Genomic DNA, 26,247 nt, shown 5'->3' with positions numbered 1-26,247 from the left:
GTTTGCCAATCAGTCGTGTTTACTTTACCGCCTTTACCCGCTGAAAGGCCCGGTTTTAAAGGCTTTCAGCCGAAAGTGAAGACGATAAAAAAAGCTGTAAAACCTGAATAAATCGTTCAAAAAAGCCTGAAATCAGTGTTTTTCAACCCTGCCGGGCCGGTTCAGGAAGCCTGTTTTCTCACTTTTTCGGCTTGTTGTCGGCCTTGCATTTTGCGATCTGGCCCAGTGCCTTTTGCTGCAGTTCCGGGGTGGCCTTGTTGTCCATCAAGGCCTGGATGTCCGAGGCTGGGTAGGACTTGATCGCATCGGCGCCACAGGCGCAATGGGACTTGGCTGCGGCCGCGCCGATCTGGGGCGTTGCCGCCTCCGTGCATTGGGCCATGTATTTTTCGCGCTCGCCTTTGGGCCAGTCGGCATGGGCGGTCAGTGGAAGCAGCAGGGCGAGGGGGGCGACTACTGCAAACAAGGTATTGAGACGCATGCGAAGATGCTCCTTTCGGGTCGATGTCTTGATATCTGAGGCGTTGCGCTCGGTTCAGTTCAGCACTCTGGCATAAAAACCCTGGATTTACGCCTGCTTCAATTCCAGCACGGCGATGACCGTTCATCTGTGCTAGCATGCCGGGCTCGGCTATTTCCAGGCTGTGGATGACTCGCTCGTCCCGGCGGCAAAGAACCCGAATAACCCTGATTTGAATCCCAGTCACTCTGGTTCGGTTTCCCCGGTTGGCCGCAAGGCTCCTGCCGCTGTAAGGCAGGCGTTCGTCATTGAATGGCCTGGACTGGATCTTGTACTGGCTCATCCCAACCCACGTGACCTTTGGTAGGGGTCACCACTAGGAGAGGAGGCGCCATGCCAACTATAACTCTTCCCGACGGCAGTCAACGTTCGTTCGATCACCCGGTTTCCGTAGCCGAGGTCGCCGCATCCATCGGTGCGGGCCTGGCCAAGGCGACCCTGGCCGGCAAGGTCAACGGCAAGCTGGTCGACGCCAGTGACGTCATCGACAGCGACGCCACGCTGCAAATCATCACGCCAAAGGATGAAGAGGGGCTGGAGATCATTCGCCACTCTTGCGCGCACCTGGTCGGCCATGCGGTCAAGCAGCTGTACCCGAGCGCGAAGATGGTCATCGGCCCGGTCATCGACGAAGGCTTCTATTACGACATCGCCTTCGAGCGTCCTTTCACGCCGGAAGACATGGCGGCCATCGAACAGCGCATGCAGCAGCTGATCGAGAAAGATTACGACGTCATCAAGAAAGTCACCCCGCGCGCCGAAGTCATCGAGGTCTTCAAGGCCCGTGGCGAGGACTACAAGCTGCGTCTGGTGGAAGACATGCCGGACGAGCAGGCCATGGGCCTGTACTACCACGAAGAATACGTCGACATGTGCCGTGGTCCGCACGTGCCGAACACGCGCTTCCTGAAATCCTTCAAGCTGACCAAGCTGTCCGGCGCCTACTGGCGTGGCGACGCGAAGAACGAGCAGTTGCAGCGCGTCTATGGCACTGCCTGGGCGGACAAGAAGCAACTGGCGGCCTACATCCAGCGCATTGAAGAAGCCGAGAAGCGCGATCACCGCAAGATCGGCAAGCGCCTGGGCCTGTTCCATACCCAGGAAGAGTCCCCGGGCATGGTGTTCTGGCACCCGAACGGCTGGACCCTGTACCAGGTGCTTGAGCAGTACATGCGCCAGGTCCAGCGTGAGAACGGCTATCTGGAAATCAAGACGCCGCAAGTGGTGGACCGCAGCCTGTGGGAGAAATCCGGGCACTGGGCCAACTACGCCGACAACATGTTCACCACCCAGTCGGAAAACCGCGACTACGCCATCAAGCCGATGAACTGCCCATGCCACGTGCAGGTGTTCAACCAGGGCTTGAAGAGCTACCGCGAGCTGCCGATGCGCCTGGCCGAGTTCGGTGCCTGCCACCGCAACGAGCCGTCGGGTGCGCTGCACGGCATCATGCGCGTGCGTGCATTCACCCAGGACGATGCACACATCTTCTGCACCGAAGAGCAGATGCAGGCCGAATCTGCCGCCTTCATCAAGCTGACCATGGACGTCTATCGTGACTTCGGCTTCACCGAAGTCGAAATGAAGCTGTCCACTCGTCCGGAAAAACGCGTCGGCTCCGATGAGCTGTGGGATCGCGCCGAAGCGGCCCTGGCCGCAGCCCTTGATAGTGCGGGTCTTGCGTACGACTTGCAGCCGGGCGAGGGGGCCTTCTACGGTCCGAAGATCGAATTCTCGCTGAAAGATTGCCTCGGTCGTGTGTGGCAGTGTGGTACCTTGCAGCTCGATTTCAACCTGCCGATCCGTCTGGGCGCTGAATATGTGTCCGAAGACAACAGTCGCAAGCACCCGGTCATGCTTCACCGCGCGATCCTCGGTTCGTTCGAGCGTTTCGTCGGGATTCTGATCGAGCACTACGAGGGTGCGTTCCCTGCGTGGCTGGCGCCGACCCAGGCAGTGATCATGAATATCACTGATAAACAGGCAGATTTTGCCGCCGAAGTCGAAAAAACTCTCAATCAAAGCGGATTTCGTGCCAAGTCCGACTTGAGAAATGAAAAGATCGGCTTTAAAATCCGCGAGCATACTTTGCTCAAGGTTCCCTTTCTCTTGGTTATTGGAGATCGGGAGGTCGAGATGCAGACTGTCGCTGTGCGTACTCGTGAAGGTGCTGACCTGGGCTCGATGCCCGTCGCCGAATTCGCTGAGTTTCTCGCGCAAGCGGTTTCCCGGCGTGGTCGCCCAGATTTGGAGTAATTATTATTAAGCGTGAAATGAGACAAGATAAACGAGCTGCACCGAAAGCCCCGATCAACGAGAATATCTCGGCACGCGAGGTTCGGTTAATTGGCGCTGACGGCGAGCAGATTGGCATCGTCTCGATTGATGAAGCGCTTCGTATTGCTGAAGAAGCCAAGCTTGATCTGGTAGAAATTTCCGCAGACGCAGTCCCACCGGTTTGCCGGGTGATGGACTACGGCAAGTCGATCTTCGAAAAGAAGAAGCAGATTGCCGCGGCGAAGAAAAACCAGAAGCAGATTCAGGTAAAAGAAATCAAGTTTCGTCCAGGGACGGAGGAAGGGGATTACCAGGTAAAACTGCGCAACCTGGTACGTTTCCTGAGTGATGGGGACAGGGCCAAGGTATCCTTGCGATTCCGCGGCCGTGAGATGGCCCACCAGGAGCTGGGGATGGAACTCCTCAAGCGGGTTGAACAAGACCTGCTCGAGTACGGTTCGGTCGAACAGCATCCTAAGATGGAAGGACGCCAGCTGATCATGGTCATCGCCCCGAAAAAGAAGAAGTAATCACCAGGGCACGGCAGGCCTTGCGATTATGTTTATCAACTGAATGCGGAGTATCCGAACATGCCAAAGATGAAGACTAAAAGTGGTGCTGCTAAGCGGTTTCTGAAAACTGCTAACGGTATCAAGCACAAGCACGCTTTCAAGAGCCACATCCTGACCAAAATGTCGACCAAGCGTAAGCGTCAACTGCGCGGTAGCAGCTTGCTGCATCCGTCTGACGTGGCAAAAGTCGAGCGCATGCTGCGCCTTCGTTAATTTTTGGATCAAGAATAGAGGAAGTAACTCATGGCTCGTGTAAAGCGTGGCGTCATTGCCCGTAAGCGTCACAAAAAAATTCTGAAACTTGCTAAAGGCTACTACGGCGCGCGTTCCCGCGTATTCCGTGTTGCCAAGCAAGCGGTAATCAAGGCAGGCCAATACGCCTACCGTGACCGTCGTCAGAAAAAACGTCAGTTCCGCGCTCTGTGGATCGCTCGTATCAATGCTGGTGCTCGTGTTAACGGTCTGTCCTACAGCCGTTTCATCGCTGGCCTGAAAAAAGCGTCCATCGAGATCGACCGTAAGGTTCTGGCTGATCTGGCAGTGAACGAAAAAGCGGCGTTTGCTGCGATTGTCGAGAAAGCTAAAGCCACCTTGGCTTAAGTACCCCCGGCAGTCACCGAGGCCTACATCTGTAGGCCCAGGTGTCAAACGTCATAAATAGGGGAAGAGCCTTAAAGCTCTTCCCCTATTTCGTATCTGGAGTCTGTACATGGAAAACCTGGACGCGCTGGTCGCTCAAGCACTAGAGGCTGTGCAAAGCGCTGAAGATATCAATGCCCTGGAGCAAATCCGGGTTCACTACCTTGGCAAGAAGGGCGAGTTGACTCAGGTGATGAAGACCCTGGGGAACCTGCCAGCCGAAGAGCGCCCGCAGGTCGGTGCGCTGATCAACGTTGCCAAGGAGCGTGTCACAGAGGTCCTCAATGCGCGCAAGGCGTTGTTCGAGGAGGCGGATCTGGTTGCCAAGCTCGCCGCCGAGTCCATCGACGTGACCCTGCCTGGCCGTGGCCAGACCTCCGGTGGCCTGCATCCGGTGACCCGGACCCTGGAACGCATCGAGCAGTTCTTCACCCACATCGGCTACGGCATTGCCGAAGGCCCTGAGGTCGAAGACGACTACCACAACTTCGAAGCGCTCAACATCCCAGGCCATCACCCGGCCCGGTCGATGCACGACACCTTCTATTTCAACGCGAACATGTTGTTGCGCACCCATACCTCGCCGGTACAGGTCCGCACCATGGAATCGCAACAGCCGCCGATCCGCATCGTCTGCCCAGGCCGTGTGTACCGCAGCGACTCCGATATCACCCACTCGCCGATGTTCCACCAGGTCGAAGGCCTGCTGGTTGATCGCGACATCAATTTCGCTGACCTGAAAGGAACGATCGAAGAGTTCCTGCGGGTGTTCTTCGAAAAAGAACTGGCCGTGCGTTTCCGCCCTTCGTACTTCCCGTTCACCGAGCCATCGGCTGAAGTCGACATGGAATGCGTGATGTGCAGCGGTAAAGGCTGCCGCGTCTGCAAGCAGACTGGCTGGCTGGAAGTCATGGGTTGCGGCATGGTTCACCCGAACGTGCTGCGTATGTCCGGGATCGACCCGGAAGAGTTCTCCGGCTTTGCTTTCGGCATGGGCGTCGAGCGCCTGGCCATGCTGCGTTACGGTGTGAATGACTTGCGCCTGTTCTTCGACAACGACTTGCGGTTCCTTGCGCAATTTCGCTAAGCCGCAGACCCGTAACGAATCTAATAGGAGAGCAGGATGAAATTCAGTGAACAATGGCTGCGCGGCTGGGTAAGCCCGCAGGTAAGTCGGGACGAGCTGGTTGCTCGCCTGTCGATGGCCGGCCTTGAGGTCGATAGCGTCACGCCGGCCGCCGGTGATTTCAGCGGTGTGGTCGTGGGTGAGGTGCTGGGCACCGAGCAGCACCCAGACGCTGACAAGCTGCGGGTTTGCCAGGTCAGCAATGGCGCGGAAACCTTCCAGGTGGTCTGCGGCGCGCCCAACGTGCGCCCGGGCCTGAAGATCCCGTTCGCCATGATCGGTGCCGAACTGCCGGGCGACTTCAAGATCAAGAAAGCCAAGCTGCGCGGCGTCGAGTCCAACGGCATGTTGTGCTCCCAGGCCGAGCTGCAGATTGGCGAAGGCAACGATGGCCTGATGGAACTCCCGGCGGATGCGCCGGTTGGCCAGGACATCCGTGAATACCTGGGCCTGGACGATGCGAGCATCGAGGTCGACCTGACGCCGAACCGTGGCGATTGCCTGTCCCTGGCCGGCCTGGCCCGTGAAGTCGGCGCGCTGTATGCCGCTCCCGTGACGCGTCCTGTGGTTGCGAGCGTGCCGGCCGTGCACGACGAAGTGCGTTCGATTGAAGTCCTCGCGCCGGCCGCGTGCCCGCGTTACCTGGGCCGTGTGATCCGTAACGTCGACCTGTCCAAGCCGACGCCGCTGTGGATGGTCGAGCGCCTGCGTCGCGCCGACGTGCGCAGCATCGACGCCGCTGTCGACATCACCAACTATGTGATGCTGGAGCTGGGTCAGCCGCTGCATGCGTTCGATCTCGCCGAAATCAACGGTGGCATTCGCGTACGCATGGCCGAAGAGGGTGAGAAGCTGGTACTGCTCGACGGCCAGGAAGTGACCCTGCGCAGCGACACCCTGGTGATTGCCGACCACGCTCGCGCCCTGGCGATTGCCGGCGTGATGGGCGGCGAGCACAGTGGCGTATCCGCCACGACCCGCGATGTATTCCTGGAGAGCGCGTTCTTCGACCAGATCGCCGTCGCTGGCAAGGCCCGCTCCTATGGCCTGCACACCGACGCCTCGCACCGTTACGAGCGTGGCGTGGACTGGCAACTGGCCCGTGAAGCCATGGAGCGCGCCACAGGCCTGCTGCTGGACATCACCGGTGGCGAAGCCGGCCCGATCATCGAGACCGTCAGCGAACAGCACCTGCCCAAGATTGCGCCGGTCACCCTGCGTGCCCAGCGCATCACCCAGATGCTGGGCATGGAAATGGACCCGGCCGAAGTCGAACGCCTGCTCAGCGCCTTGGGCCTGAACATCAGCGCCGATGGGGCAGGGCAGTGGCGCGTCGAAGTGCCAAGCCATCGCTTCGATATCAGCCTGGAAGTCGACCTGATCGAAGAACTGGCCCGCTTGTACGGCTACAACCGCCTGCCGGTTCGCTACCCGCAAGCACGCCTGGCCCCACAGGCCAAGGCTGAAGCCCGCAGCGACCTGCCGGAACTGCGCCGCCTGCTGGTGGCCCGTGGGTATCAGGAAGCGATCACCTACAGCTTCATCGATCCACGTCAGTTCGAGCTGTTCAATCCGGGTGTCGAGCCGCTGTTGCTGGCCAACCCGATTTCCAACGACATGGCTGCCATGCGCTCGTCCCTGTGGCCAGGCCTGGTCAAGTCGCTCCAGCACAACCTGAACCGCCAGCAGGATCGCGTGCGGCTGTTCGAAAGCGGCCTGCGTTTTGTCGGTCAGCTGGAAGGCTTGAAACAAGAGCCGATGCTGGCCGGTGTCGTCTGCGGTAGTCGCCTGCCGGAAGGCTGGGCGCAAGGTCGCGATGTCGTCGACTTCTTCGACGTCAAGGCTGATGTGGAAGCGGTGCTGGGCTTCGCCGGCGCGCTAGACGCATTCACTTTCGTCCCGGGCAAGCACCCGGCGCTGCACCCGGGGCAGACCGCACGCATCGAGCGGGACGGGCGTGAAGTCGGCTATGTCGGTGCCATTCACCCGGAATTGTCGAAAACCCTGGGCCTTGATCGTCCAGTCTTCGTTTTCGAGCTGGTTCTGGCCGAAGTGGCACTGGGGAAAATGCCGAAATTCCAGGAGTTATCGCGCTTTCCTGAAGTGCGTCGTGACCTTGCGTTGCTGGCCGACCGTGAGGTTGCTTCCAGTGCTGTACTGGACGTAATTCGTGAAAATGCAGGCGAATGGCTGACGGACCTCAGGCTATTTGACGTGTATCAGGGTAAAGGCATTGATCCGCATAGAAAAAGCCTTGCAGTTGGCTTGACCTGGCAGCATCCATCGCGCACTCTTAATGACGATGAGGTGAATACCGCAACGCAGAATATCCTCACCTCGCTCGAAAACAGGTTGAACGCCACGTTAAGGAAGTGACGTATGGGGGCTCTGACGAAAGCTGAGATGGCGGAACGTCTGTATGAGGAGCTGGGCCTGAATAAACGGGAGGCCAAAGAATTGGTCGAACTGTTTTTCGAAGAAATCAGGCACGCTCTGGAAGACAACGAACAGGTCAAATTGTCCGGTTTCGGCAATTTCGACCTGCGGGACAAACGCCAGCGGCCTGGCCGCAATCCGAAAACGGGAGAAGAAATCCCGATCACGGCTCGCCGTGTGGTCACCTTTCGTCCAGGGCAGAAGTTGAAGGCCCGAGTTGAGGCTTATGCTGGAACCAAGTCATAACGACGAACTACCCGTCATCCCGGGCAAACGCTACTTCACCATTGGTGAAGTCAGCGAGCTGTGTGCGGTAAAACCACATGTGCTGCGCTATTGGGAGCAGGAGTTTCCTCAACTCAACCCGGTCAAGCGCCGCGGAAACCGTCGGTATTATCAGCGCCAAGACGTGCTGATGATCCGGCAGATCCGCGCGTTGCTGTACGATCAGGGGTTCACCATCGGCGGAGCGCGTCTGCGCCTCTCCGGTGATGAGGCCAAAGACGATACAACCCAGTACAAACAGATGATCCGCCAGATGATCGCCGAGCTCGAAGATGTACTGGTGGTGCTCAAGAAATAAATTTCTGCTTTTAAATACTTCCAGTTTTCAAAAGCTTGCGATATATTCCTGAGCGTTCCGCTGAGAAGCGGAACAAGATTCACGCCTAGTCGGGGCGTAGCGCAGTCCGGTAGCGCACTAGCATGGGGTGCTAGGGGTCGAGTGTTCGAATCACTCCGTCCCGACCATATTTTTCAATGACTCAGGCCAATGTTCACAGCATTGGCCTTTTTCATGTGCGTGACTTTTGCGTGACGTGTGTTTCAAGTCGTGCAACCTTATATCCCCCAATTGCGCGATCGTCCTCGCAAACGCTGTCGCTGGCTTTTTGCTGACAAGGGCTTCGATGCTGAAGCCCAGCGGCGCTACTGTGACCATTGCCGGATGCGGCCGGTAATAGATCCAACACTACATCTGGCTATCGCGGCTTACCTTGAAGCACTGTTGCGAGAATCGGTCATGGCCGACAACGCCACGGAGGTCGCTGCTGTGCGCGTTTCTACACCTAACTTCACATACACATGTTCCAGATGTTTGTTCACGGTGCGTGGGCTCAGATCGAGAATGGTGCCGATATCGCGGTTGGTCTTGCCGCAGGCCACCCAGCGCAGAACCTCGACTTCCCGACCGGTGAGCTGAAAGCGTGCCGACAGCACCCTGTGCGCCGGCTCGTCGTCCAGGCTCGGCGCGGCTGGCTGTGACGCCGCTCGGGCCGAGAGCAGGATGCGCGAGGTGCGCAGGTGCGCGGCGACCCGGGCCAGCACTTCGTCGGTCTGGATCGGCTTGGTCACGTAGTCGCTGCCACCCACTTCAAAGCCCTGGACCACATGCCTGCTTTCCGTCAACGCGGTCATGAACAGCACCGGAATATCGGCGTTGGCCGGGTGCTCTTTGATCCGCCGGCAGGTCTCGAAGCCGTCCAGGCCCGGCATCATCGCATCCAGCAGGATCAGGTCCGGCCGCCGACGTTCGATGCGGTTCAGGGCGCTGAGCCCGTCGAGGGCCACCAGCACCATGTAGCCGGCATCGTTGAGGGCGTCGGAGAGCATGGCGAGGTTGTCCGGGGTGTCGTCCACAATCAGCACGACACCGGGTTCAGCGACTGTGGTCAGTGCATTCATCTTCTGCCTCCTTGAGGGCGCGGTTGATTTCGTCCAGGCGAAAGTTTTTCAGCAGCTTGCGTAGCGAACTGATGAAAGGGGCGGTGGCTGGCGTCTCGGCCTGGATGGCGTCGAGTTTTTCGTGCAGACCGCGTACGTAGCCGATGGCGCTGAGTTCGCCGAGGGCGATGAGGTCAGGCGGTGAGGGCAATATCCCCGGTTCGGGGAATGTCGCAGGGGCTGGTTTTTCGCGGCGCAGCCAGTGCAGGTCGAGCTGCTTCTGGATCCGTTCGAGCAGCTCCGGGGTGTGTACCGGCTTGGCAAGGTAGTCGTTGCAGGCACTGGCCAGGCTGCGCTCGCGCTCGTCGTTAAAGGCATTGGCCGATATCACGATGATCGGTGCCGTGGACAACGCATTGCGGCGGATCAGCCGACTGGTTTCCCAGCCATCCATCGTCGGCATCGACAGGTCCATGAGGATCAGGTCCGGCCCCAGCAGGGCGACCTGGCGAATCGCTTCCTGGCCGTTGCTGGCCTGGACCACTTCAAAGCCCAGGGGCGTGAGCATGCCGCTGAGGACCTTGCGATGGTCCACATGGTCGTCCACTACCAGCACCAGACGCCGCGGCCCCTGGTAGCCGATGATGTCGTGTTCGACATGGATCACCGCCTGCGGCACCCGTACTTGCGAGAGAAACAGGCGCACCTGGAAACAGGTGCCCTTGTCCTGCTGACTCTTGACCTGCAACTCGCCGCCCATCAGCGAGGTGAGCATGCGGGTAATGGTCAGGCCCAGGCCAACGCCCTTGTCCTGGCGCATCAGATCACCGCGTTCGAAAGGCTGGAAGATTCGCTCGATGTGCTCGGGGTCGATGCCGATACCCGTGTCGATGATGTCGAAGGTTGCCGTCTCGCGCATGTAACTGACCCGCAGGCAGACCTCGCCGCTGTCTGTGAAGTTGACCGCATTGCCCAACAGGTTGATGAGGATCTGCCGGACGCGCTTTTCGTCGCCTCGCACCACCGCCGGCATCTTGCCGATCAGCTCCAGGCGAAAGCGCAACCCTTTGTCCCGGGCTTGTGGGGTGAACATCAGTTCCAGATCGTGGATCAGTTCCGGGAAGGGGATTTCCGTCGCTTCCAGGCGCAGTTTGCCGGCCTCGATCTTGGCCACATCGAGCAGGCCGTCGATCAGCGACAGCAGGTGCGAGCCGCTGCGCAGGATGGTCGCCAGGGCATCCTGATGCTGCTCCGGCATGGCCGCGTCGCGCTGCAGGATCTGGGTAAAACCGAGGATGCTGTTCAACGGCGTACGCAGTTCGTGGGACAGTCCGGTGACGTAGCGACTCTTGGCCGCGTTGGCCGCCTCGGAAGCTTCCTTGGCATCTTGCAGGGCCTGGTCGGTCAAGCGGTGGGCTTCGATTTCCTGCATCAGCAGTTGGGTCTGACGGTCCGACTCTTCCTGGGCCACGTGGCGGCTTTCCCGCGTCAGAACCACCCACCAGGCGAGGATGGCCGCCAGTACCGAGAGCGTCAGGAAGGCCTTGAAAAATGCCTGGTACAGCGTCGCCTGGGCTTGCGGCGAGTGGGGCAGCCCCTGGGACGCCTGGCCATAGATCAGCGCCAGAGCGCCGCTGAGCATCAGGATCAGTGCGAGCAGCAGGCCCAAGTAATGCACCAGCCGGGTGTGCAGGCGTGGCACCGTTGCATTGGGCAGCAACCAATGCAACAGCGCTTCGAACTGCGCCGACAGACGCCCGTGGGGTTTGCAGCGATCGCCGCAACGCGCGTCCAGCGAACAGCAAAGTGAGCAGATGGGTGTGCTGTAGGCCGGACAGAAAGCCATGTCGGCGGTTTCGAACGGGTTGCTGCACAGGCCGCAGGTGATCTGCGTGCTCGGTGCCACCGGTTGCAGCAGTAGCGGATCGCTGGTGCGGGCGATGTAATAGCGGCTGCGGGTGGCCCAGGCCAGCAGCGGGGTCATGACCAGCGAGGTGCCGAGGGCGACGAAGGGCGGGGCGGCCTGGGCCAGCGCACCAAATAGGCCGAAGTGGGCGAGGACCGACAGCAGCGAGGCAATCAGCATGGAGCCGACGCCCACCGGGTTGATGTCGTAGAGGTGAGCGCGCTTGAACTCGATGTGTTTCGGTGACAACCCCAAGGGTTTGTTGATCACCAGGTCGGCGACCACCGAGCCGATCCAGGCGATGGCGATGTTGGCGTAGAGACCGAGCACCTGGTCGATGACGTCGAATACCCCCAGCTCCATCAGCATCAGGGCAATCGCCACATTGAACACCAGCCAAACGACGCGGCCGGGGTGACTGTGGGTGACCCGGGCGAAAAAGTTCGACCAAGCCAGGGAACCGGCGTAGGCGTTGGTCAGGTTGATCTTCATCTGCGAGACGAAGACGAACAGCACCATGGCCGCCAGGGCCCATTCCGGCGAGGCGAACACATAACCGAAGGCCACCAGGTACATCTGGGTCGGTTCCGTAGCGCGCTCGATGGGGATCTCGTGTTGCAGGGCGAGAAACGCCAGGAAGGCGCCAGCGAACATTTTCAGGGCGCCGGGCAGGATCCAGCCGGGGCCGGCGCAGAGTAGGGCGGCCCACCAGCGCTTGCGGTTGGCCGCGGTTTTTTCCGGCAGGAAGCGCAGGTAGTCGACCTGTTCGCCGATCTGCGTCACCAGGGACAGGGCCACGGTACAGGCCGCGCAAAACGCCAGCAGATTGAAATCGCCGCCGCCGGTATCACGGCCCTGAAAGCTGGTCCAGTCGCTGAAGGCCTCGGGGTTTTTCAGCAGCACAAACAGGTAGGGCAGCACCAGCAGCACCAGCCACAACGGTTGGGTCCAGAGTTGCAGGCGGCTGATCAGGGTCACCCCATAGGCCACCAGGGGGATCACCAGCACAGAGCAGATCACATAGGCAAAGGCCAATGGGATATGGAAGTACAGCTCCAAGGCCAGGGCCATGATCGCAGCTTCCAGGGCGAAGAACAGAAAGGTGAAGCTGGCGTAGATCAGCGAGGTGATGGTCGAGCCGATGTAGCCGAAGCCGGCACCGCGGGTCAACAGGTCCATATCGACGCCGTAGCGGGCGGCGTAGTAGCTGACGGGCAGGCCGGTGAGGAAGATGATCAGGCTCACGGCGAGGATCGCCCAGAAGGTGTTGGTGAAGCCGTAGCTCAGGGCCAGCACCCCGCCAATCGCCTCCAGGGCCAGGAACGACACCGCGCCCAGGGCGGTGTTGGCGATGCGCAGTTCCGACCACTTGCGAAAGGACTTTGGTGTGTAACGCAGGGCGTAGTCTTCCATGGTTTCGTCGGCGACCCAGCTGTTGTAGTCGCGACGGATCTTGGCGATGCGCTGGGTGCCAGGTGGAAGCACGGTGAAAGACTCCTGGGGTCAAGGCGCTCCTTGCCTGGCGGGTGTGCCCGTGGCGGATAGCCGAGCAATTTTCATGCCCTGCACCACGCCGTCTTGCCGCGCCAGCTGGTGCCTGCGCGCGCGTGTGCGCAGTGCCGGTCGGTCGGGACCTGGAGCAATAGCCTGCGCCGCCTTGGTGCATTTTTCCCTACGTCAAATGACGTATGCGCTTACGTCAGGCTGCGTATACCCGTCGTCGATACGCCCCTCCATGCTGATACCACCACCGTTGCTGGCCGCCATAGGGCGTACCACCAGCGTCACCGCAGAGGAGTAGCAGCATGCAACCACCATTGATCCGGACTAAAGGCTTGTTGCCGCGCCGCTTGGCGCTAGGGGCGGCGGCCCTGTCGTTACTGGCTGCCAGTGTGTTCAGCCAGGGTGTATGGGCGGACGAGGCCAACAGCACCGGCCTGGCGGTGACCGCCACTGAAGTCACGGTCGGCCAGTTGCACTCGGCCACCGGCACCATGGCGATTTCCGAGACCGGTTCGATCCAGGCCGAACGCTTGGCCATCGAGCAGATCAACGCTTCAGGCGGCATCCTGGGGCGGCAGATCAAGGTGATTCAGGAAGACGGCGCCTCCGACTGGCCGACCTTCGCCGAGAAGGCCAAGAAGCTTCTGGTCAACGACAAGGTGGCCACGGTGTTCGGCTGCTGGACCTCGGCCTCGCGCAAGGCCGTGCTACCGATTTTCGAGAAAGAGAACGGCCTGCTGTACTACCCGACTTTCTATGAGGGGCTGGAGCAGTCGAAGAACGTGATCTACACCGGCCAGGAAGCCACCCAGCAAATCCTCGCCAGCCTCGACTGGATCGCCAAGACCAAGGGCGCCAAGACCTTCTACCTGGTGGGTTCGGATTACATCTGGCCACGCACTTCGATGAAGATCGCCCGCAAGCACATTGAAAACGTGCTGCACGGTACCGTGGTCGGCGAAGACTACTACCCCTTGGGCAACACCCAGTTCGGTTCGCTGATCAACAAGGTCAAGCTGAAGAAGCCCGACGTGGTGTTCGCCGCAGTGGTGGGTGGCTCCAACGTGGCCTTCTACAAACAACTCAATGCGGCGGGCGTCAATTCGGCCAAGCAGACTTTGCTCACTCTCTCAGTCACCGAAGATGAATTGCTGGGCATCGGCGGCGAGAACATGGCCGGCTTCTATGCCTCGATGAAGTACTTCCAGAGCCTGGACAACCCCAACAACAAAGCCTTCGTCGACGCCTTCAAGGCCAAGTACGGCAAGGATTCGGTGATCGGCGACGTGACCCAGGCCGCGTATCTGGGCCCATGGTTGTGGAAGGCTGCGGTGGAAAAAGCCGGCAGCTTCGATGTCGACAAAGTGGTTGCAGCCTCGCCGGGCATCGAGCTGAAAACCGCGCCTGAAGGCTACGTCAAAGTGCATGAAAACCATCACCTGTGGAGCAAGACCCGCATCGGTGAAGTACAGCCCGATGGTCAGTTCAAGGTGGTTTACGAGTCTGATCTGATCGAACCGAATCCTTTCCCCAAAGGCTACCAGTAAGGGCTGGCGTCATCCCTGGCCAGCCAGCTCCTACGGGTGTTGTGTAGGAGATGGCTGGCTGGTGATGGGGCCCCAACGGTTTTCCACATCCTCCCTCCAAGCAGGAGTCCATCATCATGGAATGGCTATCGGAATTTGGTGCCATCGCGGCGATGCAGGGGTTCAACGGCTTGTCCGTGTTCTGCGTGCTGCTGTTGATGGCATTGGGGCTGGCGATCATTTTCGGCCAGATGGGGGTCATCAACATGGCCCACGGCGAGTTCCTCACGATCGGCGCCTACACCACCTATGTCTGTTCGAGCCTGACCAGCCATTTCACCCCGTGGTTTCAACCCTATTACTTTTTCATCGCAATCGCCCTGTCGTTTCTGGTGGCCGGGGCCATTGGCTGGCTGGTGGAGTGGGCGATGATCAGTCGGCTCTACAAACGTCCGCTGGACACGCTGCTGGCGACGTGGGGGCTATCCCTGGTGATGCAACAGACCTTCCGTTCGGTGTTCGGCGCCCGTGAAGTCAGCGCCACGCCGCCGGAATGGCTGATGGGCTCGTTCAACCTCACCGAGTCCATCGAGATCCCGCGCAACGGTCTGTTCATGATGGCCCTGACCCTGCTGCTCACCGGGGCCATTTTTCTCTTGCTCTACCGCTCACGCTGGGGCCTGCAAGTACGGGCTACGGTACAGAACCGGTTGATGAGCCGTGCCGTGGGCATCAATACGCGCAAGGTCGACCGCATGACCTTTGCCCTCGGTTGTGGTGTCGCGGGGGTGGCCGGCGCGGCCTTTACCACCATTGGCTCCACCGGGCCCACCGCGGGCTCGCAGTACATCGTCGACACCTTCCTGGTGGTGGTCTTCGGCGGCGCACAAAGCCTGTTCGGCACTATTGCGTCGGCGTTCGTCATTGCCCAGACCCAATCGATCTCGGAGTTTTTCCTCAGTGGTTCGATGGCCAAGGTACTGACCCTGTCCGGGGTGATCCTGATCCTGATGTTGCGCCCTCAAGGGTTGTTCTCCATCAAAGTGCGCAAGTAGAGGCAAGCCGATGAAGCTTTTAGACAAGATGCTGGCGGGCAAGCGGAACCTGTTGGGCGTTGCCCTGTTGGCGCTGCTGATTTTCGTGGTCTTCCCGCTGACCCTGGATGCTTTTCGCCTGAACATGGTGGGCAAGTACCTGACCTATGCCTTCGTCGCTGTTGGCCTGGTGTTGTGTTGGGGCTATGGCGGCATTCTCAGCCTCGGGCAGGGGGTGTTTTTCGGCGTCGGCGGCTACTGCATGGCGATGTTTCTCAAGCTCGAAGCCTCCGACCCGCAGAGCACCAAAATCCAGTCGACGCCGGGCATTCCGGATTTCATGGATTGGAACCAGATCACCGAACTGCCCTGGCTCTGGGTACCGTTCCACAGTTTCAGCTTCACCCTGTTGGCGGTGATCCTGGTGCCGGTAGTGCTGGCCTTCATCATTGGCATGGCGCTGTTCAAGCGGCGGGTGGGGGATGTTTATTTCTCCATCGTCAGCCAGGCCATCGCGCTGATCCTCACGGTGCTGATCGTCGGCCAGCAGGGCCTGACCGGCGGGGTCAACGGCATCACCGATCTCAAGACGCTGCTCGGCTGGGACCTGCGCAGCGACAGCGCCAAGTTGCTTTTGTACTTCATTAACGCGGCTTTGCTGTTCGGCTGCATTTTCATCGGCCGCTTCGTCCTCGCGTCCAAGCTCGGGCGGCTGCTGATGGCGATGCGCGACAAAGAGGAGCGGGTGCGCTTCTCCGGTTATGACGTGGCCAGTTTCAAGATTTTCGTGTTCTGCATCGCCGCTGCCTTCTCGGCCATTGGCGGCGCCATGTTCGCCTTGCAGGTGGGCTTCATGTCGCCTTCGTTCGTCGGCATCGTGCCGTCCATCGAGATGGTGATCTTTGCCGCTGTCGGCGGGCGCATGTCGCTGCTCGGCGCGGTGTATGGGGCCTTGCTGGTGAACTACGGCAAGACCTATTTCTCCGAGTCCTTCCCCGAGCTATGGCTGTACCTGATGGGCGGGCTGTTCATTGCCGTGGTCATGTACTTTCCCAATGGCTTGGCCGGACTCTGGGACAGCCATGGCCGCCAGACCCTTGGCCGTTTATTACGCCGTACCCCGCAGCAAGCCGCCGTTGCCGCGCCCCTGCCGGAGACGCCGCGCACTGCGCCGCCGACTCCGGCTCCTGAACGTCCTTCGCTGGAGACGCAGCCATGACCGCCGTGGGTTTTCAAATGAACAAGCCGGTGCTGGTTATCGAGGGGCTGACGGTGTCTTTCGACGGTTTCAAGGCCGTGGACAACCTCAACCTGTACATCGACCGCAATGAAGTGCGGGTGGTGATCGGGCCCAACGGCGCAGGCAAGACCACGGTGCTCGACCTGATCTGCGGCAAGACTCGCGCCACCAGCGGCAGCATCCAGTTCGATGGAAAGGAACTGACCAAGATGCGCGAGTACAACATCGTCCGTGCCGGCGTCGGGCGCAAATTCCAGAACCCGTCGATCTACGAAAACCTCACGGTGTTCGAGAACCTGGAGATGTCCTACCCGGCGGGGCGCAAGGTGTTTGGCGCGTTGTTTTTCAAACGCAGTGCTGCAGTGATTGCCCGGGTTGAAGAGGTGGCGCGGGAGATCTTTCTCGGCGAACTGCTGCAGCAGCAGGCCGACCTGCTGTCCCACGGCCAGAAGCAGTGGCTGGAGATCGGCATGCTGCTGATGCAGAACCCTGACCTGTTGATGCTCGATGAACCGGTCGCCGGGATGAGCGTCAACGAGCGCGTACAGACTGCGGAATTGCTCAAGCGCATCAGCCAGGGACGCTCGGTGCTGGTGATCGAACACGACATGGAATTCGTCAAGAGCATCGCCCATAAGGTCACGGTGCTGCATCAGGGCAAGGTCCTGGCCGAGGGCAGCATGGAGTCGGTGCAGAACAACCCGAAAGTCATCGAAGTCTATTTAGGCCATTGAGGAAGCAGGCATGTTCAACGTAGACAAGCTGTCCTGTGGTTACGGCCAGAGCCAGATCCTTCACGACCTCGACCTGGCCGTGGCCAAACGCGAAATCGTCGCCGTGATGGGGCGCAACGGTATGGGCAAGACCACGCTGTTCAAGAGCTTGATGGGCATCCTTCCGCAGTGGCGGGGGCAGGTCAGCGTCGATGGCCAGGAAGTCTCGAACCTGGAAACCCACGAGCGGGTGGAGCACGGCATCGCCTATGTGCCTCAGGGACGGATGATTTTCCCCAGCATGACGGTGTTGGAAAACATTCAGACCGGCCTGCCGGCATCGGCCCGGGGCCAGGTGCCCGAAGACCTTTATGCGTTGTTTCCGGTACTCCACGACATGCGCTCGCGCAAGGGGGGCAACCTTTCGGGCGGGCAACAGCAGCAACTGGCCATTGCCCGGGCGCTGGCGACCAATCCCAAGGTGTTGTTGCTCGATGAACCCACCGAGGGCATCCAGCCGTCGATCATCAAGGACATCGCCCGCACGTTGAAAGAGATCCGCCACCTGCGCGACCTGACCATTGTGGTCTCCGAGCAGGTGCTGTCATTCACCCTGGAAATCGCCGACCGCTTCCTGGTGATCGAGAAGGGTCGCTTCGTGATTGAGGAGACCCGGGACAAGGTCGACGAAGCCACCATCAGTCGCTACCTCTCCGTGTAGGCGCGGCCGGGCGGCGCGATGGTTTATCGGCCCCTTTTGTAGCAGCTGGCAAGCCCGCTCAAAGGGGTACGTCATCCAACGTATTGGCCGATTCGTGCCGCCATTCGAGACTGGTTCCAACGCGGTACATCCCTAATGTTCAGGAGCTTCGCCATGACCGATACCTTGATCAAAGTCGACCTCAACCAGCCCGCCACCGAGAACGAACAGATCCACAACCGCTGGCATCCGGACATTCCCATGGCCTGCTGGGTCAAGCCGGGGGATGACTTTATTCTCGAGACTTACGACTGGACCGCCGGCGCGATCAAGAACAACGACGACGCCTCTGATGTGCGTGACGTCGACCTGTCCACCGTGCACTACCTGTCCGGTCCGGTGGGCGTGCATGGCGCCGAGCCGGGGGATCTGCTGGTGGTCGACCTGCTGGACATCGGCGCCAAGGCCGAATCCATGTGGGGGTTCAACGGTTTCTTCTCGCGGCAGAACGGTGGCGGATTCCTCACGGACCACTTTCCCAGCGCACAGAAAGCCATCTGGGATTTCAAGGGCATGTTCACCAGCTCGCGGCACATTCCCGGGGTCAATTTTGCCGGCCTGATCCACCCCGGATTGATCGGTTGCCTGCCCGACCCGGTAATGCTCGGCGACTGGAACCGCCGTGAGCAGGAGTTGATCGACACCCACCCGACCCGCGTGCCGCCCCTGGCCAACGCCCCGCTGGCCGCCACTGCACACATGGGCAAGCTCAAGGGCCAGGCGCGGGATGATGCCGCAGCCACGGGCGCACGCACCGTGCCGCCGCGTGAACATGGCGGTAACTGCGATATCAAGGACCTGTCCCGGGGCTCGAAGATTTTCTTCCCGGTCTACGTCAAAGGCGCCGGGTTGTCGGTGGGGGATCTGCACTTCAGTCAAGGCGACGGCGAGATCACCTTTTGCGGTGCTATCGAGATGGCCGGCTGGGTCCATATGAAAGTCGAGCTGATCAAGGGCGGCATGGCCAAGTACGGGATCAAGAACCCGGTGTTCAAACCCAGCCCGATCATCCCGACCTACCAGAACTACCTGATCTTTGAAGGTATCTCGGTGGATGAAGCCGGCAAACAGCACTATCTGGACGTGAATATCGCGTATCGCCAGGCCTGCCTGAATGCGATCAACTACTTGACCAAGTTTGGTTATTCGCCCGCCCAAGGCTATGCACTGTTGGGCTCCGCACCGGTGCAAGGGCATATCAGCGGCGTGGTCGACATCCCCAACGCCTGCGCGACCCTCTGGTTACCCACCGAAATCTTCGAGTTCGACATCAACCCCAACGCCAACGGCCCCATCAAACACCTCGATGGCAGTATCGATCTGCCGATCGCCCCGGACCTGTGAGACACGCCCGAGCCCGATCAATGTCCGGAGAGCGCCATGCCGACCTATGAGTACGAATGCCAAACCTGTGGCTCTTTCACAATGTTGCGGCCCATGGCCCAACGGCACGAGTCGTGCCAGTGCCCGTCTTGCGCGGGCCCAGGAGGGCGGTTGCTGTTGTCTGCGCCGGCACTGACGACGTTGTCGAGCAGCCAACGCCAGGCCATGGCGACCAACGAGCGAAGTGCCCACGCGCCGCAGACGCTTGGCGAGTACCAGCAGAACCGTCGTCACCCCAGTGGGTGCAGTTGTTGCGCACCGAACAAACCGCTGGCCCCGACCAAAGAAAATCCACAGGGGCTCAAGAGTAAAACCGGCTCCAGACCTTGGATGATCAGCCATTAACAGAGGTAAATTTCATGCGTCATGGTGATATTTCCAGCAGCCCGGACACCGTGGGTGTCGCGGTCGTCAATTACAAAATGCCGCGGCTGCATACAAAAGCCGAGGTCATTGAAAACGCCCGCAAGATTGCCGACATCATCACCGGTATGAAACGCGGTCTCCCCGGCATGGACCTGGTGGTGTTTCCTGAATACAGCACCATGGGCATCATGTACGACCACGATGAGATGATGGCGACTGCCGCCATTATTCCAGGCGAAGAGACTGCGATCTTTTCCGTCGCGTGCCGTGCGGCAGACACGTGGGGGGTGTTTTCACTGACCGGTGAGCGGCATGAGGAACATCCCCACAAAGCCCCGTACAACACGTTGGTGTTGATCAATAACCAGGGCGAAATCGTCCAGAAGTACCGCAAGTGCATTCCCTGGTGCCCCATTGAAGGCTGGTATCCGGGCGATCGGACCTATGTCTGCGAGGGTCCCAAGGGACTGCAGATCAGCTTGATCATTTGTGATGACGGCAACTACCCGGAGATCTGGCGTGACTGCGCAATGAAAGGGGCTGAGTTGATCGTCCGTTGCCAGGGTTATATGTACCCGGCCAAAGAGCAGCAGGTGATGATGTCCAAGAGCATGGCCTGGGCCAATAATTGTTATGTGGCAGTGGCCAACGCTGCCGGCTTCGATGGGGTTTATTCCTACTTTGGTCACTCGGCGATTATTGGCTTCGACGGTCGCACCCTGGGCGAATGCGGTGAAGAGGAAATGGGCATTCAGTACGCACAATTATCCGTTTCGCAAATCCGCGATGCGCGAGCGAACGACCAATCACAGAATCATTTGTTCAAGCTGCTGCATCGCGGTTACACCGGAGTCTATAACTCCGGGGACGGCGACAAGGGCGTGGCTGACTGCCCGTTCGACTTTTACCGCACCTGGGTACTGGATGCACAGAAAGCCCGGGAAAACGTCGAAAAACTGACCCGTAGCACCGTCGGCGTGGCTCATTGCCCGGTGGGAGAGATTCCCCACGACGGTAAAGAAAAACACGCAGGCTAAACCATGCCTTTCGTGAATGATCGCATCGACCCAAACCACCCACAGCCCAGCCTGACCAGCGCATCACCGGCAGCAGATCCGTTGACCTCACGCTTCGTCTTCAATCCCGCCCAAGTCATGGCGTTGTTGCGCAGTCGCATTGTCGGCCAAGAACATGCCATGAGCGCGGTCGAGGCGTTGCTGAACGTGGTTAAGGTCGATATTGGTGAACGTGAGAGGCCGTTGTCGGTGAACCTGTTCATGGGGCCGACCGGTGTCGGCAAGACCGAAATCGTCCGTCTGCTGGCACTGGCCATACACGGTCGCGCCGATGCTTTTTGTCGCATCGACATGCACACCTTGGCCCAGGAGCATTACTCGGCGGCGCTCACCGGAGCGCCACCTGGTTATGTGGGGAGTAAAGAGGGCGTCAGTCTGTTCAATAGCGAATTGATTCAAGGTACCTACAGTCGCCCAGGCATCGTGCTGTTCGATGAATTGGAAAAGGCCAGCAAGGAAGTGGTGCGCAGCTTGTTGGGTATTCTTGAGAATGGCCAACTGACCTTGGCGGGCGGTAGCCGAACGCTGGATTTTCGCAATAGCCTGATCTTCATGACCAGCAACATTGGCGCCCGGCAAGCGAGCACCTACAGGGAACGTTTTTCACGCGGTTGGCGGCGCTGGCTCGGCATCGCCCCACAAGGTGAGCAGGCTATGTTGGAGCTAGCGTTGCACGCCTGGTTCGAACCGGAATTTCTAAACCGTATTGATCGCATCCTGGTTTTCCAACGTATCGAAACCCAATGGCTGGAAGCGTTGTTGCAGATCGAACTGAACAAACTCAACCAACGTCTCGGTCAGCATCGCCGTACGCTGGTCCTGGACGTTGCGGCAAGCGCCTGGCTGTGCCGAAAGCATGACCCACGCTTCGGTGCTCGGGCCCTGACAAGGCGAGTGCGGGTTGAGCTGGAGCCTGCCATCGCTGAGTGTTTGCTGGCGTATCCGCAGGCAATGCAGATGACTGCGACGGTCGAATCAAACAGGCTCACGGTTGTTCCATTGTCGTAAGAGACGACACCGGATTGCGGTCTGATGCTATAGCCTCGGGAATCGCTGTCGCACTACGCTGGGTGACGATGCGCATCACCCAGCGTGTTGGCTTTTACAGCGTCGGGCTTTTTCATGTCTGCGGTTTTCGCTTTTGAGAGTTAAAACTGGATCTTACTGGCGCAGTTGTTTTGGGGATGCGTTCAACAGGCGGCGCATAAGTCGCCGTAGGGCCGTGGCATCCTGGTATCCCACCTGCTCGGCGATGGATTCAACGGAGTATCTGCTGGTTTCCAGTAGCACGCGGGCCCTGTTCAGTTGCACGCGCTGGATCAAATATTGGGTTGAAAGGCCGGTTGCTTTTCGAAGGTGCCGGGACAGCGTTCGCTCAGACATGCCGACGTACGCCGCAAGGCTCGGAACGCTGGGAGGATGTGGCATGCAGGCTTCTATGTAGGCGGTGAGGTTGGCGACCAGTGTATTGCCCCGGGCCATGATCGCAGGGTTGATGAATGGGGATTGCAACTGTCGGCCGTCGAGTAGAAGAGCCTTGCCCACATAGTCGGCGAGCGTCGGCGACAGGCGTCTGCGCAGCAGGTGCAGCATCAGGTCAGTTTGCGCGAAGGCTGCGCCAGCGGTCGTCAAGGGTGGGTCGCAAAGCACCATGACATTGGGGTCGACGATGCAGTCAGGCGCAATGCTCGACAGCCAAGGGGCGAGCCACCAGGAGGTCGTTACCTTTCGACCGTCCAGTAATCCTGCGGCATGCAGGAGAAAGACCGCCGAGCACGAGGCGGCAATCTCCTTGCCTTCATTCACATGTGCCCTCAGCGCTGGCAGTGTCTGAAGTACCCAGTCTTCCCCCAGACGCAGCAGTAGCGCGTCGAAGTCGCTGATGCCAAGGCCCGGAATGACCCAGCAGGAGTTGTCCTCGGCGTCTGTCGTCAGTTCGTCGACCAACAGTTGCATGCCTTGCCCTAGGGTAATCAGCCCTGGCTGCGGCCCGCAAACTCGCCAGCGTGGCACGGCAAGGCCTTGCCGCTGCGCAAGTGTCGCGGCGGTGCCGAGGATGTCCAGGGTGGCCGCGACGCTTGAGGCGAACGACTCGGGAAAGACTAGAACAGTGAAATCGTACATTGTCCGATTATGCCCGAAACAAGACGAATCGGTCACTTATGGCGTGGAGAGATAGCTGGCCCAATGGCGCTTCCAGTTAACAGTGAGGTTTCGCCATGCCAAACATCTTGATCAAGGTGCCTACGGGAGCTTTCAATCAGCCACAGCGCCAACAGCTGCTTCGAAGCGTGAGCGACGTGGCAATGGTTAATGAACACATGGGCGATGCCCCTCAACAGCGTGCATTGTGCTGGGTGCTCATTGAGGAAATTCAGGCCGATGAATGGCTGTGCGCAGGCGTTGCTCCTCATGCCAGGTTCGTTCCATGCATTGTCATCGTCCAGGTGCCTGCCGGAGTTCTTGATGCACCGATGCGCCAGCGCTACGTGCGTGAATTGCATTGCGCAATACAGTCGAGCCTGACAGTGGAGGATCAGCGTCAGTTGCTGACCTCAATACAGATCCAGGATGTGGTTGATGGCACTTGGGGGGCGAACGGTGATATTTGGCATTTGGCCGACTTCACCCGTGCGGCCGGGTACGGACATCTCGCTCCCTAGGCTATAGGCCTTCCAGAAAGCGCACGGCCTGGGGAGGCGTGTCATTGCAGTGTATTGACGCGTGCATAAGCATGCACATATAGTCGGTTGCATGACTGATCGAATCCTTCACCGAACCCGCGCAATTGACGCTGCCATCGAGTCGCTCGATGGCGCTTTCTTCAAGGCGCTTTGCGAGCCTTCGCGTGTCGCTGTGCTCAAGCGCGTGATGCAACTGGGGCGCGCCGATATCGGCGAGATTGCCCAAGGATTGCCCCAGGAACGTTCAGTGGTTTCCCGACATCTGCAAGTGCTGTTGGAGGCAGGTATCGTCCGCGGCACCAAGGTCAGCAGGCAGATGTTCTACGAGGTGGACGGTCCGGCAGTGGTGGCACGCCTTGAAGCCATTCTTGAGCATATGAAAAGCCTGACACCGTTCTGTTGCCCAGGTGCGTCCTGATATTTTTTTGTCTTGTAGTGTGCATGAGTGTGCATATATGAATGTAACGAATGAAGTCCTGGATGTCATCGTGATTGGCGCTGGCCAGGCAGGATTAGCGTGCGGTTGGCACTTGCAGCAGCACAACCTCAGGTTCCTGATTCTGGATGCTGAGCGATCTGCGGGAGGGAATTGGCGCAACTACTACGACAGTCTGAAGCTTTTTTCTCCAGCGGCTTACTCGTCATTGCCAGGCATGCGCTTCCCGGCAGAACCTGATCATTACCCGCTTCGTGATGAGGTCGTGCGCTATCTGGAAGACTATGCAAAGGCATTCAAATTGCCAGTTCGTCAGTACGCCCGCGTACAGCATGTACGCAGAGAGCACGGGCTGTTTCGGCTTCAGACCGACGATGGGGAAAACTTTTGCTCCAAGGCGCTGATCGTCTGCACGGGAGGATTCAATCAGCCTTTCATTCCAGATATTCAAGGCCTTCAGGGCTTTCTCGGGCGCAGTTTGCACAGCGCGGAATATCGAAATGCCGATGGCTTTGGTGGGCAGCGAGTGGTTGTGGTCGGTGCTGCAAACTCGGCTGTTCAAATCGCTTATGAACTGGCTCATGTGGGCAACGTCGTGCTGGCCAGCAGGGAGCCCATTCGGTTTTTTCCGCAAAAGATCCTCGGCCTGGATTTTCATCGGTGGCTGAAGTGGTCAGGGTTGGAAAAGACCCGTTGGTTGAGTGATCAAAGTACGCCGGTACTCGATGACGGGATCTATCGTCGAGCCCTCAAGCAACGGCTTTTCGAGCGTAAGCCGATGTTCGAGGCGATAACACCAACCGGCGTGATCTGGGCTGATGGGCAGCACACTGAGGTTGATAGTTTGGTGTTTGCTACAGGATTTTGCCCGAACCTGAAATTTTTGAGCGGGTTGGAATGCCCCGGCAATCAATATTGGGCTCATCGCAACGGGCAGGCGAAGCATCTGCCTGGGCTGTATTTTGTCGGTCTGCCGAAACAACGGAATTTTGCTTCAGCGACGCTCAGGGGCGTCGGCCAGGATGCGGCCTACATCATGCCCCGCTTGATGCGATTTGTTCGCGATGTGCCTGTTTAGCAGGCAACTTTCGAGTTTTCCGATGGGAGGGGTTTATCTCTTATTCGAAAAACCATATATTCGAAAAACCGTATATGAGTCGAGGCTTCACAATGACCAGCAAAGCCCGTGTCCTGTTCGCTGAGAATCGATATGGCTGACCACCTGACACCGACCACTGTTTTCAAATGCCTGGCTGATGACACCCGCGTGCGCACCATGCTGCTCATCAATCGTGAAGGAGAGCTTTGTGTTTGCGAGCTGACCTGCGCGTTGAACCAGAGTCAGCCAAAGGTCTCCAGGCACCTGGCGCAGTTGCGTACTTGCGGGCTGTTGTCGGACCGTCGGCAAGGCCAATGGGTGTATTACCGACTGCACCCGAATCTCCCCGATTGGGTTCATCAAGTGCTGACCACTACGCTGGAAAGCAACAAGCACTGGTTAAGCCCTGATGCCAAACGCCTTGATGGAATGGGTGATCGCCCTGAGCGTGCAGCCGTTTGCTGCGAAAGCCAGACCGCCTGATTACGCCTTCGACGACGCCTTCGGAATAATTGCGCAGGACAAAGACGATGTTTGATGACCCTATTCCCCAGCTCGATACTGAGCTGGTTGATCTCCCCTCGGCGGACAAACTCGGTATCGAAGTGACCTCCATCCACAAGCCGCGCATTTTGCTGCTGTACGGATCCACCCGTGAGCGTTCCTTCAGTCGTCTGCTGGTGGAGGAGGCTGCTCGGTTGCTGGAGCACCTCGGCGCCGAGACGCGGATTTTCAATCCGTCAGGTTTGCCACTGCCCGATGACGCGCCCGACGATCATCCGCGTGTGAAAGAACTGCGCGACTTGGTGTTGTGGTCCGAGGGACAGGTCTGGTGCTCTCCGGAGCGCCACGGAAACATGAGCGCAGTGTTCAAAGCGCAGATTGATTGGGTGCCACTTGCAATGGGCGCGGTACGTCCGACCCAGGGCAAGACCCTTGCCGTCATGCAGGTGTGCGGCGGCTCGCAGTCGTTCAACGTGGTCAACCAACTGCGGGTACTGGGACGTTGGATGCGCATGTTCACCATTCCCAACCAGTCTTCCGTGCCGAAGGCCTACATGGAGTTCGACGATAACGGTCGGATGAAACCTTCGCCGTTCTACGACCGTGTCGTGGATGTGATGGAGGAGTTGGTGAAGTTCACGCTGCTGCTTCGCGACCGTCAGGACTATCTGGTTGATCGTTATTCCGAGCGCAAGGAATCGGCGCAAGAACTCATGAAACGTGTCAATCAGCGTTCTATCTGAGCCCATATCGCATACATCGGCCCGTTCGACACCCAGTCGAAC

The 26,247-nt window shown here is 59.2% G+C and carries 26 protein-coding genes, 1 tRNA gene and 1 pseudogene; 24 read left to right on the top strand and 4 right to left on the bottom strand.

The window, feature by feature from the left end; translation table 11 throughout:
• Positions 1 to 178: 178 nt before the first annotated feature.
• Positions 179 to 481, bottom strand: a complete 303-nt coding sequence (locus tag HU749_RS19630) for a hypothetical protein (RefSeq protein WP_095962812.1) — start codon at positions 479 to 481, stop codon at positions 179 to 181.
• A gap of 372 nt (positions 482 to 853) precedes the next feature.
• Here HU749_RS19630 and thrS point away from each other — a divergent pair, with 372 nt between their 5' ends.
• The 10 genes and pseudogenes from thrS to HU749_RS19580 all read left to right on the top strand — a co-directional run.
• On the top strand, positions 854 to 2,776 hold the full coding sequence (gene thrS, locus HU749_RS19625; protein ID WP_003203626.1) for a threonine--tRNA ligase: 1,923 nt from the start codon (positions 854 to 856) through the stop codon (positions 2,774 to 2,776).
• Positions 2,776 to 3,327 carry a translation initiation factor IF-3 gene (infC, locus tag HU749_RS19620; protein WP_169432615.1) on the top strand — a complete coding sequence of 184 codons (552 nt, stop codon included), beginning with the start codon at positions 2,776 to 2,778 and terminating at the stop codon, positions 3,325 to 3,327. The genes thrS and infC overlap by 1 nt, the downstream gene beginning before the upstream one ends.
• Before the next feature lie 60 nt (positions 3,328 to 3,387).
• Positions 3,388 to 3,582 (top strand): 50S ribosomal protein L35, encoded by a 195-nt coding sequence (rpmI, locus tag HU749_RS19615; protein WP_002553160.1) that lies wholly within the window; start codon positions 3,388 to 3,390, stop codon positions 3,580 to 3,582.
• 30 nt (positions 3,583 to 3,612) lie between these two features.
• On the top strand, positions 3,613 to 3,969 hold the full coding sequence (gene rplT, locus HU749_RS19610) for a 50S ribosomal protein L20 (protein ID WP_002553161.1): 357 nt from the start codon (positions 3,613 to 3,615) through the stop codon (positions 3,967 to 3,969).
• Between the two features lie 109 nt (positions 3,970 to 4,078).
• Positions 4,079 to 5,095 carry a phenylalanine--tRNA ligase subunit alpha gene (gene pheS, locus HU749_RS19605; RefSeq protein WP_046064612.1) on the top strand — a complete coding sequence of 339 codons (1,017 nt, stop codon included), beginning with the start codon at positions 4,079 to 4,081 and terminating at the stop codon, positions 5,093 to 5,095.
• Positions 5,096 to 5,131: 36 nt separating this feature from the next.
• Complete coding sequence (gene pheT / locus HU749_RS19600) at positions 5,132 to 7,510, top strand: phenylalanine--tRNA ligase subunit beta (protein ID WP_186651496.1); 2,379 nt, start codon at positions 5,132 to 5,134, stop codon at positions 7,508 to 7,510.
• Between the two features lie 3 nt (positions 7,511 to 7,513).
• Positions 7,514 to 7,816 carry an integration host factor subunit alpha gene (ihfA, locus tag HU749_RS19595; protein ID WP_002553164.1) on the top strand — a complete coding sequence of 101 codons (303 nt, stop codon included), beginning with the start codon at positions 7,514 to 7,516 and terminating at the stop codon, positions 7,814 to 7,816.
• Positions 7,797 to 8,153 (top strand): MerR family transcriptional regulator, encoded by a 357-nt coding sequence (locus tag HU749_RS19590; RefSeq protein ID WP_003179985.1) that lies wholly within the window; start codon positions 7,797 to 7,799, stop codon positions 8,151 to 8,153. Before ihfA ends, HU749_RS19590 begins: the two co-directional genes overlap by 20 nt.
• Positions 8,154 to 8,243: 90 nt before the next feature.
• Positions 8,244 to 8,320, top strand: a tRNA-Pro gene (locus HU749_RS19585).
• A gap of 91 nt (positions 8,321 to 8,411) precedes the next feature.
• A pseudogene (locus HU749_RS19580) lies at positions 8,412 to 8,531 on the top strand (IS5/IS1182 family transposase); the annotation flags it as partial.
• Positions 8,532 to 8,560: 29 nt separating this feature from the next.
• Here the strand turns inward: HU749_RS19580 and HU749_RS19575 are convergent.
• Both HU749_RS19575 and HU749_RS19570 read right to left on the bottom strand, forming a co-directional pair.
• Complete coding sequence (locus HU749_RS19575; RefSeq protein ID WP_013693775.1) at positions 8,561 to 9,253, bottom strand: response regulator; 693 nt, start codon at positions 9,251 to 9,253, stop codon at positions 8,561 to 8,563.
• Positions 9,228 to 12,623, bottom strand: coding sequence for an ATP-binding protein (locus HU749_RS19570; protein ID WP_186651494.1), 3,396 nt, complete (start codon positions 12,621 to 12,623; stop codon positions 9,228 to 9,230). The genes HU749_RS19575 and HU749_RS19570 overlap by 26 nt, the downstream gene beginning before the upstream one ends.
• 320 nt (positions 12,624 to 12,943) lie before the next feature.
• Here HU749_RS19570 and urtA point away from each other — a divergent pair, with 320 nt between their 5' ends.
• From urtA to HU749_RS19525, 9 genes are all read left to right on the top strand, one after another.
• Positions 12,944 to 14,188: an urea ABC transporter substrate-binding protein gene (urtA, locus tag HU749_RS19565; RefSeq protein ID WP_003203587.1), complete on the top strand. Its 1,245-nt coding sequence runs from the start codon at positions 12,944 to 12,946 to the stop codon at positions 14,186 to 14,188.
• Positions 14,189 to 14,304: 116 nt separating this feature from the next.
• A complete protein-coding gene (gene urtB / locus HU749_RS19560) occupies positions 14,305 to 15,222 on the top strand; it encodes an urea ABC transporter permease subunit UrtB (RefSeq protein WP_079304551.1) in 918 nt (305 codons plus the stop codon).
• A gap of 10 nt (positions 15,223 to 15,232) precedes the next feature.
• Positions 15,233 to 16,420 (top strand): urea ABC transporter permease subunit UrtC, encoded by a 1,188-nt coding sequence (gene urtC / locus HU749_RS19555; protein WP_046064625.1) that lies wholly within the window; start codon positions 15,233 to 15,235, stop codon positions 16,418 to 16,420.
• Complete coding sequence (gene urtD, locus HU749_RS19550) at positions 16,417 to 17,175, top strand: urea ABC transporter ATP-binding protein UrtD (protein ID WP_003203582.1); 759 nt, start codon at positions 16,417 to 16,419, stop codon at positions 17,173 to 17,175. The genes urtC and urtD overlap by 4 nt, the downstream gene beginning before the upstream one ends.
• Positions 17,176 to 17,185: 10 nt before the next feature.
• Entirely contained in the window at positions 17,186 to 17,875 is a 690-nt protein-coding gene (gene urtE / locus HU749_RS19545; RefSeq protein ID WP_013693772.1) for an urea ABC transporter ATP-binding subunit UrtE, read from the top strand.
• Between the two features lie 153 nt (positions 17,876 to 18,028).
• Positions 18,029 to 19,258 carry a formamidase gene (gene fmdA, locus HU749_RS19540; protein WP_003203578.1) on the top strand — a complete coding sequence of 410 codons (1,230 nt, stop codon included), beginning with the start codon at positions 18,029 to 18,031 and terminating at the stop codon, positions 19,256 to 19,258.
• A 36-nt stretch (positions 19,259 to 19,294) separates the two neighbouring features.
• The gene (locus HU749_RS19535; protein ID WP_079304547.1) at positions 19,295 to 19,642 is read left to right on the top strand and encodes an FmdB family zinc ribbon protein; all 348 of its coding nucleotides are present in this window, start codon (positions 19,295 to 19,297) and stop codon (positions 19,640 to 19,642) included.
• Positions 19,643 to 19,656: 14 nt separating this feature from the next.
• Entirely contained in the window at positions 19,657 to 20,700 is a 1,044-nt protein-coding gene (locus HU749_RS19530) for an aliphatic amidase (RefSeq protein ID WP_186651492.1), read from the top strand.
• 3 nt (positions 20,701 to 20,703) lie between these two features.
• Positions 20,704 to 21,747: an AAA family ATPase gene (locus HU749_RS19525; protein ID WP_186651490.1), complete on the top strand. Its 1,044-nt coding sequence runs from the start codon at positions 20,704 to 20,706 to the stop codon at positions 21,745 to 21,747.
• 153 nt (positions 21,748 to 21,900) lie between these two features.
• On the opposite strand, the gene HU749_RS19520 is transcribed toward HU749_RS19525, so the two are convergent.
• Complete coding sequence (locus tag HU749_RS19520) at positions 21,901 to 22,863, bottom strand: GlxA family transcriptional regulator (protein ID WP_186651488.1); 963 nt, start codon at positions 22,861 to 22,863, stop codon at positions 21,901 to 21,903.
• A 95-nt stretch (positions 22,864 to 22,958) separates the two neighbouring features.
• Here HU749_RS19520 and HU749_RS19515 point away from each other — a divergent pair, with 95 nt between their 5' ends.
• The 5 genes from HU749_RS19515 (at position 22,959) to arsH (ending at position 26,205) form a co-directional block, all read left to right on the top strand.
• Complete coding sequence (locus tag HU749_RS19515; RefSeq protein WP_186651486.1) at positions 22,959 to 23,402, top strand: tautomerase family protein; 444 nt, start codon at positions 22,959 to 22,961, stop codon at positions 23,400 to 23,402.
• A gap of 91 nt (positions 23,403 to 23,493) precedes the next feature.
• On the top strand, positions 23,494 to 23,841 hold the full coding sequence (locus HU749_RS19510) for an ArsR/SmtB family transcription factor (RefSeq protein WP_046064631.1): 348 nt from the start codon (positions 23,494 to 23,496) through the stop codon (positions 23,839 to 23,841).
• Positions 23,842 to 23,878: 37 nt separating this feature from the next.
• Complete coding sequence (locus HU749_RS19505; protein WP_186651484.1) at positions 23,879 to 24,937, top strand: flavin-containing monooxygenase; 1,059 nt, start codon at positions 23,879 to 23,881, stop codon at positions 24,935 to 24,937.
• Positions 24,938 to 25,069: 132 nt separating this feature from the next.
• Entirely contained in the window at positions 25,070 to 25,441 is a 372-nt protein-coding gene (locus HU749_RS19500) for a metalloregulator ArsR/SmtB family transcription factor (RefSeq protein WP_079304539.1), read from the top strand.
• A 47-nt stretch (positions 25,442 to 25,488) separates the two neighbouring features.
• Positions 25,489 to 26,205, top strand: a complete 717-nt coding sequence (gene arsH, locus HU749_RS19495) for an arsenical resistance protein ArsH (RefSeq protein WP_046064633.1) — start codon at positions 25,489 to 25,491, stop codon at positions 26,203 to 26,205.
• Positions 26,206 to 26,247: the final 42 nt, after the last annotated feature.

The sequence above is a fragment of the Pseudomonas ogarae genome (assembly GCF_014268695.2).
Classification (GTDB): domain Bacteria; phylum Pseudomonadota; class Gammaproteobacteria; order Pseudomonadales; family Pseudomonadaceae; genus Aquipseudomonas; species Aquipseudomonas kilonensis.
The sequence above is the reverse complement of the archived record's forward strand: the minus strand, read 5'-3'. Positions and strand labels throughout refer to the sequence as shown.

Bases quoted from the DNA above. Each gene is read 5' to 3' on its own strand.
- HU749_RS19630 (WP_095962812.1), bottom strand. From the start codon at position 481: ATGCGTCTCAATACCTTGTTTGCAGTAGTCGCCCCCCTCGCCCTGCTG.
- thrS (WP_003203626.1), top strand. From the start codon at position 854: ATGCCAACTATAACTCTTCCCGACGGCAGTCAACGTTCGTTCGATCAC.
- rpmI (WP_002553160.1), top strand. From the start codon at position 3,388: ATGCCAAAGATGAAGACTAAAAGTGGTGCTGCTAAGCGGTTTCTGAAA.
- rplT (WP_002553161.1), top strand. From the start codon at position 3,613: ATGGCTCGTGTAAAGCGTGGCGTCATTGCCCGTAAGCGTCACAAAAAA.
- pheS (WP_046064612.1), top strand. From the start codon at position 4,079: ATGGAAAACCTGGACGCGCTGGTCGCTCAAGCACTAGAGGCTGTGCAA.
- pheT (WP_186651496.1), top strand. From the start codon at position 5,132: ATGAAATTCAGTGAACAATGGCTGCGCGGCTGGGTAAGCCCGCAGGTA.
- ihfA (WP_002553164.1), top strand. From the start codon at position 7,514: ATGGGGGCTCTGACGAAAGCTGAGATGGCGGAACGTCTGTATGAGGAG.
- HU749_RS19590 (WP_003179985.1), top strand. From the start codon at position 7,797: ATGCTGGAACCAAGTCATAACGACGAACTACCCGTCATCCCGGGCAAA.
- HU749_RS19575 (WP_013693775.1), bottom strand. From the start codon at position 9,253: ATGAATGCACTGACCACAGTCGCTGAACCCGGTGTCGTGCTGATTGTG.
- urtA (WP_003203587.1), top strand. From the start codon at position 12,944: ATGCAACCACCATTGATCCGGACTAAAGGCTTGTTGCCGCGCCGCTTG.
- urtB (WP_079304551.1), top strand. From the start codon at position 14,305: ATGGAATGGCTATCGGAATTTGGTGCCATCGCGGCGATGCAGGGGTTC.
- urtC (WP_046064625.1), top strand. From the start codon at position 15,233: ATGAAGCTTTTAGACAAGATGCTGGCGGGCAAGCGGAACCTGTTGGGC.
- urtD (WP_003203582.1), top strand. From the start codon at position 16,417: ATGACCGCCGTGGGTTTTCAAATGAACAAGCCGGTGCTGGTTATCGAG.
- urtE (WP_013693772.1), top strand. From the start codon at position 17,186: ATGTTCAACGTAGACAAGCTGTCCTGTGGTTACGGCCAGAGCCAGATC.
- fmdA (WP_003203578.1), top strand. From the start codon at position 18,029: ATGACCGATACCTTGATCAAAGTCGACCTCAACCAGCCCGCCACCGAG.
- HU749_RS19535 (WP_079304547.1), top strand. From the start codon at position 19,295: ATGCCGACCTATGAGTACGAATGCCAAACCTGTGGCTCTTTCACAATG.
- HU749_RS19530 (WP_186651492.1), top strand. From the start codon at position 19,657: ATGCGTCATGGTGATATTTCCAGCAGCCCGGACACCGTGGGTGTCGCG.
- HU749_RS19525 (WP_186651490.1), top strand. From the start codon at position 20,704: ATGCCTTTCGTGAATGATCGCATCGACCCAAACCACCCACAGCCCAGC.
- HU749_RS19520 (WP_186651488.1), bottom strand. From the start codon at position 22,863: ATGTACGATTTCACTGTTCTAGTCTTTCCCGAGTCGTTCGCCTCAAGC.
- HU749_RS19515 (WP_186651486.1), top strand. From the start codon at position 22,959: ATGCCAAACATCTTGATCAAGGTGCCTACGGGAGCTTTCAATCAGCCA.
- HU749_RS19510 (WP_046064631.1), top strand. From the start codon at position 23,494: ATGACTGATCGAATCCTTCACCGAACCCGCGCAATTGACGCTGCCATC.
- HU749_RS19505 (WP_186651484.1), top strand. From the start codon at position 23,879: ATGAATGTAACGAATGAAGTCCTGGATGTCATCGTGATTGGCGCTGGC.
- HU749_RS19500 (WP_079304539.1), top strand. From the start codon at position 25,070: ATGGCTGACCACCTGACACCGACCACTGTTTTCAAATGCCTGGCTGAT.
- arsH (WP_046064633.1), top strand. From the start codon at position 25,489: ATGTTTGATGACCCTATTCCCCAGCTCGATACTGAGCTGGTTGATCTC.